This window comes from Neobacillus drentensis, assembly GCF_036966985.1.
Lineage (GTDB): Bacteria > Bacillota > Bacilli > Bacillales > Cytobacillaceae > Neobacillus > Neobacillus drentensis_E.
The window spans coordinates 1-1,662 of the sequence record NZ_JBALSN010000713.1 but is presented as its reverse complement, the minus strand read 5'-3'; the positions used below and the strand labels follow the sequence as shown (position 1 = coordinate 1,662).

General features: G+C 36.1%; 1 protein-coding gene and 1 pseudogene. One reads left to right on the top strand and one right to left on the bottom strand.

Features of this window, described 5'->3' with window-relative positions; translation table 11 throughout:
• Window positions 1–215 (top strand): annotated as a pseudogene (locus V7659_RS30895) (hypothetical protein); the annotation flags it as partial.
• 229 nt (window positions 216–444) lie between these two features.
• Here V7659_RS30895 and V7659_RS30890 read toward each other — a convergent pair.
• Window positions 445–1,662, bottom strand: a 1,218-nt coding sequence (locus V7659_RS30890; protein ID WP_335543817.1) for a 3'-5' exonuclease, incomplete at its 5' end; no start/stop codon positions are given.

Here is a 1,662-nt window from a genome sequence, read left to right as displayed (position 1 = left end):
CTACAGAGGTTAAGGACATTAATGAAATTACTGCAGATAAAATTCGAAGTTATATTAATTACTTACAAACGGAACGAATTCCATACGCTGAGGATGACCATCGTAAGCAAAATCGAAAAGGATTATCGGTTCACACGATTAACATCCGAATCAGGGCTTTAAGTAGATTTCACGCCATAGACGTCCTTCATCAGGCACATGGCGATAAAACATAACCCTCTATATTGTGATCCAGTGGATACATTAAGTGACTGATCCATTTTATATACCTTCCTCTTTCGAGTATTCGTTTCACAATAAATATAACCGTTTTGTCTAAGTATAAAAAAATGACCGTCAGTTAGACGATCATCGATTATTAAAGTAATGCTGCCCGTTACAATTGTAAGCTGCTGGTTCTTCAATATAAATACCCACTTTATGAGAAGTTAGGGTTAATCAGTTTTATAATCGGGACACTTCTTTTATATCTATGGTATGATTACAGCCATCCCTAAAACTAAAATTCGAACAACCATAAAACTCGCCTCTTCGTCCACTCTTTCTGACCATATAACCACCACAAGAAGTGCATTTCATTGGGTTCTCCAAGACAGATACATCTTTTATAGTGTGATTACACATTGGGAAATTGCTGCATCCTAGAAATCGTTCCTTGGTACTGTTATTTGCCCGCAGCATTAAATATCCTTCCAAACATCGAGGGCATCTAGGGTTATTCGATATGATGGTATTGCCTTCTATAATATTATAATCAATCCCAAAATCATCTTTTAGCTCTTTCACGAAAGACGACATATTCATATCCGGAACTAAAATGTAGGTATCATTTTTTGTCCTAGTCAAGGCCACATAGAACAAGCGGCGTTCTTCCGCAAATAAATATTCATCCGGAACTGTTAAAACCAATGATAGGATTGGGTCATCCGACATTCGATTTGGAAATCCGCTATTACTGTTTGAAGCGTTAATAATAATCACATTCTCCGCTTCCAAGCCTTTGGATTTATGGGCTGTTAGAAAGAACATATTTAACTTAGGGTATACCTTATATTTAATATTCACTCCACCCTTGTTTTCAACAATAATAAAGTCAGGATCCTGCCCTATGATCTTAATGTCAAAGTTATTTCGCCCTAATAACATTATCTCGGTTTGTTTCCCATACTTATTAACTATTTTCTCAATAATGTGTTTTAAGGTCCCGTACATTTCTTGGCCAACATAACCGTATAGCTTTATTGGGTCTTCATTCCTCTTACTAGACTTCAGATTCTTTTTGATTTGTTTATTATTCTTCATTATGAAGTTTCCTGCATAATCAATTAGCTCCTGAGAATTTCGATAGGTATTTTCAATCTTCAACATTTCACTATGCTCAAAATACCTCTGGAAGTTGGTAAACAAGTTGATATCGGAGCCGGCAAAACGGAAGATGGATTGCCAGTCATCACCTACCGCCAATATTTTAGCACCTGTGATATCTCTGATTTCTTTTATGAGATTAAAGCGGCTGACCGAAACGTCCTGGTATTCATCTATTATAATGTACTTATATGGAAACGTGACTTTACCGTTTCTGATCACATCGGTGGCCCCGTTTATCATATCATTGAAATCAATTTTATTTCTCTTTGAAAGTTGTTCTTGATAAAACAGGTA